At 39.0% G+C, this 6,454-nt stretch carries 5 protein-coding genes, 1 pseudogene and 1 riboswitch; of the genes and pseudogenes, 3 read left to right on the top strand and 3 right to left on the bottom strand.

Translation table 11 applies throughout. The features are described 5' to 3' along the window. Positions 1-311: 311 nt before the first annotated feature. The gene (locus AC33VI_RS17540) at positions 312-1,292 is read right to left on the bottom strand and encodes a S1 family peptidase (RefSeq protein WP_491783552.1); all 981 of its coding nucleotides are present in this window, start codon (positions 1,290-1,292) and stop codon (positions 312-314) included. A 327-nt stretch (positions 1,293-1,619) separates the two neighbouring features. Continuing rightward, positions 1,620-2,156, bottom strand: coding sequence for a COP23 domain-containing protein (locus tag AC33VI_RS17535; RefSeq protein ID WP_491783551.1), 537 nt, complete (start codon positions 2,154-2,156; stop codon positions 1,620-1,622). Between the two features lie 297 nt (positions 2,157-2,453). Between AC33VI_RS17535 and AC33VI_RS17530 the strand changes: the two are divergent. Further along, positions 2,454-2,780, top strand: a pseudogene (locus AC33VI_RS17530) (pentapeptide repeat-containing protein); the annotation flags it as partial. A gap of 47 nt (positions 2,781-2,827) precedes the next feature. Here the strand turns inward: AC33VI_RS17530 and cobW are convergent. After that, on the bottom strand, positions 2,828-3,880 hold the full coding sequence (cobW, locus tag AC33VI_RS17525) for a cobalamin biosynthesis protein CobW (RefSeq protein WP_491783550.1): 1,053 nt from the start codon (positions 3,878-3,880) through the stop codon (positions 2,828-2,830). Positions 3,881-4,268: 388 nt separating this feature from the next. Continuing rightward, positions 4,269-4,419: riboswitch (cobalamin riboswitch) on the bottom strand. 163 nt (positions 4,420-4,582) lie between these two features. On the opposite strand from cobW, the gene AC33VI_RS17520 reads away from it, so the two are divergent. Both AC33VI_RS17520 and AC33VI_RS17515 read left to right on the top strand, forming a co-directional pair. Continuing rightward, positions 4,583-5,644 carry a hypothetical protein gene (locus AC33VI_RS17520; RefSeq protein ID WP_491783549.1) on the top strand — a complete coding sequence of 354 codons (1,062 nt, stop codon included), beginning with the start codon at positions 4,583-4,585 and terminating at the stop codon, positions 5,642-5,644. Between the two features lie 94 nt (positions 5,645-5,738). Further along, positions 5,739-6,269, top strand: a complete 531-nt coding sequence (locus AC33VI_RS17515; protein ID WP_491783548.1) for an FKBP-type peptidyl-prolyl cis-trans isomerase — start codon at positions 5,739-5,741, stop codon at positions 6,267-6,269. Positions 6,270-6,454: the final 185 nt, after the last annotated feature.

Here is a 6,454-nt window from a genome sequence, read left to right as displayed (position 1 = left end):
TAAAGCTGAACTGAAGCTTTCGTCCCTCAAAAAATACAATTTTGTGACTTTTTTCGCCACAAGTTTTCCTCTTCCGAATTTCAATTTTTCATTTGACTCTCTTTTTTTCCTTACTCAGACTTTTTCAGTAAGCCCTAAATATATTCAGAACCAAGAAAGACCACAACTCTCTAAACCGTAAGGTTATCGCCTCTAGGTCAGCATTCCCTTACGCCTTGCGTCGGCGCGGGGTCTGACCTCTAACTAGCGGGTAAGCGGAACGCTGTACCCGTAGTATGCGACGAATGAAATTCCATCAATATTACACCAAATTATTTTGTTCCTCTCGTTTTGCAAGTTCGAGTGGTTTCTTCAACTTTACGCTGCATTTTAGCGACTTCTTGGGGATCTTCATCGATGAGATTTGATTTGCGAGTCACTTTGGTATTTAACGTAGGTCTAATCGACTCTAGGCGAGGATTTAAGTTGATCGCTTTTTCAATGGGAATCGCCAAACTAGATTGAACAATTAATTTTTCTAAAGCAGGACAGGGTTGAGAGCCATCTTGATAAAATTCTGGAGATTCCCAAAGAGGATAAGCGTGTTTGCCGTTCACTCCCACTACTTCTCCCTGACGGTTTAACAATGGCCCGCCACTCATGCCTTTTTGTACGTCGTTAGTATAGCCAATTTGATATCCTTCTTCTAAAGCTTGATTCAAAATCAAAGCTATTCTACCTGTTTTGATAGCTAATCCAGTTATGGTTTCGGTCGGAGATTCTGGTTGAGCCGAGCGGTTGGCGATTATTCTTTCGATATTAGAATAGGGAAAACCCACTGCATAGATTGACTGACCCACTTCTAAATCCAATGAATTACCAATGGTAGCTATGGCATAATTCTCTTTACTAGAAAATTCTAAGATTGCCAAATCGTATTCGTATTTGCTTTCTACCGAACTTTGAATAACTTTTGCAGGATATATTTTGCCATTGGGAGTTTGTATGTTGTAGGGAGCTTCTCCCGCTCTTAAAACGTGCTGGTTAGTGATGACAGTATATCGATCGCCTTTTTGCTGGACTATAAAACCAGAACCAAGAAATTCTTCATCTAATATTTTGATACTGATGTCTCTGGCAATTTGGTTGATATTTTGGGTTTTTGAAGAGGCAGAGTGAGAATTTGAAATCTGATTGAATTTTAAGGGATCGGCGTAAAAAAACGCTCCCGTACCTATAAAACAAGTAGCTGCTGCAACGATAAGGGGAATCGATTTGGTTAAATATTGACGAGAAGATGTTCTATCTTTCAAGTTCTTTGTTTGATATCTCTTATAAAATTGCCATTTCATTCCCTAGTTTTAATTATTATTGCTTTATTATAGGCTCTAACCTTTTATTTAGATGTTAGTTAATTTGAGAATTGTTAACTTCTATTTGTATGAGATTGAATAGCTATTAGCTTTCTTTTATTTAATTATTGGGTCTATTTATTTGAAAAGGGCAGTAAGTTAAGAATTTGTCGCTCGTCAATTGACAATTGATAAATTTGCTCTAAAACTGTTGACTCGCGATTGATTAATCTACGAGTGCTGATATCATCTACAATCTTTCATTGTCAATTGTTAAGCGATCGCTTTTTAATTGGTTACGGGTACTGCTTCGAGGAATTTATCCATATCTACGTAAAATTCTCCATCAGAGTAAAAGCCCGCATCGTCGGCACTTAAGGTTAGGGTTTGACCGCTAACACTACGACGAAAATCAACCAATCTGATTAAAACTCCTTCGGGATCTGTGCCAGGCTTGAGAGTAATCAAAACATTCTCTTCAGGACAATCTCCACCACGGACGTTAGCTACGCAAAGTACTGGATGTTTATTGGTATTGCCAGTACGAATGAATTTTAGATTGCCTTGGTCTAAAAATTTTTGAAAACGCTGGGAAACAGCAGAACATCTTTTTTGAGGAGTCCAAGTTTCGGAAAATTTATTTGCCCAGTTAATTAAAGCAACTCTACCCCTGGGTGTATTAACAAAAGTATTCCACCCACCATGTAATTGGGCGCAGTAGTAGGTATTGCCATTTGTGGTTTGTGCTTTTGCTGGATTGGCGATCGCGCTGCCCAACACAACGCTCAATCCAGCCAGTAAAGCCGCTAAAGATCTTTTCTTCATAGTCTTTCCTAAGATATTTGAGCTGTGATTTAAAGTAAACTACAGATTTACTCCATCTTCATTTTAGCTGAATTTGTTTCAACCAAGACTATAGTATCTTGATGAATTCTCAAAATCGGACAGTAAATCTACAGAGTTATCAGCGATCGTCTTTTTTGCTATTTAGTAATTCTGCCGTAAGAGTTCTTGAAGATGACTGCATTTAAGCATTATTAAACAATACACAATGCTCCTAAAAACTCCAATTTATTTTAGATAAAATAGTTTTCCAAGAAGGCAAAATAAAAGAGCGATTATGCCAATCTCAAATATGCTAATCTTAGCGATGCCAACCTCAATTGTACTCTACTAAGGGGAGCTAACTTTAGTGATGCCAACCTCAGCAGAGCCTTACTATTTTTGATTAATTTACGAGAAGTTCTCAATCTTGAACCACTTCAACTAGAGGCTAAACCCTCGCCTTTTTTGTGTAATGTTGCACTACCTTCTTATTCCCAGCAACCAAATGTGAATCCCAATCGCGCCTGCGATCGAATTCCTCAACTTTTGAGCGATCGCTATAATATTTCCCTTGAAGAGGCTCAATGGATAGTTGATGAGGCTAGACAACATCAATGGGACTAATTGTACTCAGTTGGCAAGCAGACAAATAAAACAAGTAGGCAAAACTTTTATTTAGCCAGTAATCGATCGTTTAAAATTGTTTGTTCTATCAGGTTGCGATCGAGTTGCCTGCCAATTAGGACGAGACGAGTTTGTCGAATTTCATCAGCTTGCCACAAGCGATCGTAGAAGGTATCAAAGCGATTGCCCACTCCTTGTAATACCAGACGCATGGGCTTATTAGGTACGTCGATAAATCCCTTAACCCGATAGATTTCTTGTTTTTGTAGGAGTTGTTTGAGATTTGCGGTTAAATCCTGGGGTTCGAAAGCTCGATCTAAAATCAGTTCGATCGATTCGATCTCCTCATCATGTTCGTGTTCTGATTCGTGGTCGTGATGGGAGTGACGACTATCTAGATTATCTTCTACTGCTGCATTAAAGCCTAATAATAAATTGGGGTCAATTTCTCCTTGACTGACTGTTACTGTTTTTACTCCTGGTTGCAACTCGCGATCGAGCCAAGTTTTGATTTTGGCTAGTTGTGCTGCATCTACCAGATCGGTTTTAGTGAGTAATACCAAATCGGCGCAGGCTAATTGATCTTCAAACAATTCTTCAATGGGAGTTTCGTGTTCTAGGTTGGGATCTGCTTGTCGTTGAGATTCTAAAGCATCCAAATCCCCGACCAAATTCCCCGTTGCCAAGGCATAACAATCGACTACCGTAACTACTCCATCCACCGTAGCACTGTTGCGAATAGCAGGCCAACGGAAGGCTTGAATTAAGGGTTTGGGTAGAGCTAATCCCGAAGTTTCGATTAACAAACAGTCGATTTTATCCCGTCGTTTGAGTAATTCCTGCATAGTAGGATAAAACTCTTCTTGTACCGTACAGCAAAGACATCCGTTAGTTAATTCCACAATATTGCTATCGGGGCTTTCTGATTCGTCGCAAATTTGGCAAGAGCGCAATAAATCGCCGTCAATGCCAACCTCGCCAAATTCATTAACTAAAACGGCAATTCTTCTACCTTGATTGTTTTGCAGTAGATGGCGCACTAGAGTGGTTTTTCCTGCGCCCAGAAATCCTGAAATTACGGTAACGGGTATTTTGTGCATGATGAATATGGAAAATAAAAATAAGAACTGGTCTAAAATTGCCCTAGAAAGAAGGCTGTAAATAATCCAACAGCAACGATCGATACAAGGCGATCGACTTAAGATTTTGTAGAGTAATTAAAAAAGTTTTTAGTAGGTTAGTAGGGGCGAACGGCGGTTCGCCCGTACAGTTTTTAGTTCAATTAAGTAGTAGATTTGAACCACTAATTAATTAAGTACGGACGTTTCATGAAACGTTCCTACAGTACTCAAATCGAAGATTATGAGAGGGGACTTAGACCCAAAAACTAATAACTAATAACTAATAACTAATAACTAACCGAAGGTTAAAAAATTTTGGTGTAGTTTTTTTCAGACAAAATCTGTACCTCGCAGATCTGGATTGATGGTTGAAGTTAAATATCGGCGGGCATTCTGACTTGAGAAGTTGTCTGGGACAATTTCTTCACAGTTGCGGGACAGTGAGAGATTTGCACTCTTGCTTTCCCCCTTACGTTTAATGACTGGTCTTCATTAAAACCGACTAAATAATAGTGATACTTTTCCTTACTAGATGTCAATCCATATTTGTTTAAATTATTATGATGATGAATTTTTTAATATTTTTGTAGCTTAAATCAGTCTTATGATGCCTAATATCTACAGTCTTTATCCCATCTCTGCCAATTAATCAATAACCATGTCAAGAGGATTTCTATAGCTATGGAACAACCAGATAACCGCCAACAGTCGCCACAAGTAAATCAATCGGGAGAATCGGATAATGCTCCATCTTTATCTAAAACTGAAACCATTAAACTGTTAAATGAAAGTATCGATCGCTTGGAATCCACCATTAAGGAGATTGGTAAGAATTCAGTTAAAGAGCTACCTTCCTCTGACTCGATCAATTCTTTGTTAAGCACTACTCAAAAATTGGCAGATTCCGTTACTCCTCCCCCGCCTGCAGTGGAAACAACTCCTACCCCTCAAACTCAACCTACTACAACTGAAGAAGTTACTCAAAAAGCAACACCAAAAACACCTGTTAAACCCAATCGCGATCGAGCAGAAAATCGCCAGCCAGAACCAAAAGAACCCATTACTAATAACAAGAAGAAAGAAAAGCAAGGTTTGAGAATTATTGGAGCGATCGCCATTATAATGGCGATTATTGCGTTAATTTGGTTGTTTTTGCCGCAAATCAACGCTAAAATATCTTCCATAACTCAATCGACAGACATTATTAGCGATCGCCCAATTCCCTCACAACCCCAAGGGAGCGATCTTCCCAACCGCCAACCAAATATCGAGCCAGAAACTGTCGAAACAGAACCATTGCAATCATCTTCAGATTCCCAGCCTTTAGCTTTAGAATCGGACATTCCCTTAGAAACATCTATTCCCCAAGACTTAAAAGCACCTGGAAGGGCGACAAACTTAAAAATAAAAGCCATCGAACCCGAACTTACTTTTACTCCCGAACAAACCTTAGTTGCTGCTCTACAGGTTAAATTAAGCGAAATTGCCAACAGCTATGATTCCGACCTTTTAGAAAAAGCTAAAGTAGACTTTTCTCATAATGCTTTGATCGTGGAAATAACCGACGATTGGTACGAACTAAACGAATCTCGTCAAACTAAGCTAGCCAATGAAATCCTCAAACGTTCTCGCCAGCTAAACTTTAATAAACTAGAACTCCAAGATGCAACTGGAACATTAGTAGCTCGCAATCCTGTAGTTGGCGATCGGATTATTATTTTACAAACTGAAAAAACTAATTAATAGTTCATTCTTCATGCTCCCCATCCCTCAAAAATGTACAATGTCTCTGGTGGAATTTTTAAAAATAAGGATACAGTAACAGGTGGTCAAAAAATTGAGTAACGAAATTTTAACGAGCATTATTGTTGTTGTAATCTGCGCTTCTGTATTGGTAATTTCCGCTTTTACGGGAAACAACTCCCAGCAACAAGCGATCGCATCTCCAATACAGCAGTCAGCAGAAACTACCCAATTAATCGCTCAAAATAATATACCCGAAGAGGAAACTTCTATGGATCTCTCCAATGCTGTCACTACAGAGTCTGGCTTGAAATACATCATAACCAAAGAAGGCGACGGTGCATCCCCCCAGCCTGGGCAAAACGTTACCGTTCACTATACAGGTACTCTAGAAGACGGTAGTAAATTCGATAGCTCCCGCGATCGCAATCGTCCTTTTCCTTTTAAAGTTGGTGTAGGACAAGTTATTAAAGGTTGGGATGAAGGAGTAATTGATATGAAAGTTGGCGAAAGACGTACTTTAATTATTCCTCCCGAATTAGGTTATGGTGCGACTGGTGCTGGTGGCGTAATTCCTCCTAATGCAACTTTAATCTTTGATGTGGAACTACTAAAAATTGGTTAGAGCCAACATCAATATCAAAAATTAGTCCCTCGATTGATAGATTTATAAATACTTGGTGGGTAGCTTAACCCGCCTTTTTTTAATTGTTTTAAGAAATGACTATTTTAGAAAACCCGATTTTATTGTCTTGGTTGAGAATCATGGTGGGTGCTTTGATTGGCAAAGATAATCTCAACCTCTACGAT

It is taken from the genome of Waterburya sp. (genome assembly GCF_058530065.1).
This window is presented reverse-complemented; position numbering and strand designations above follow the sequence as displayed.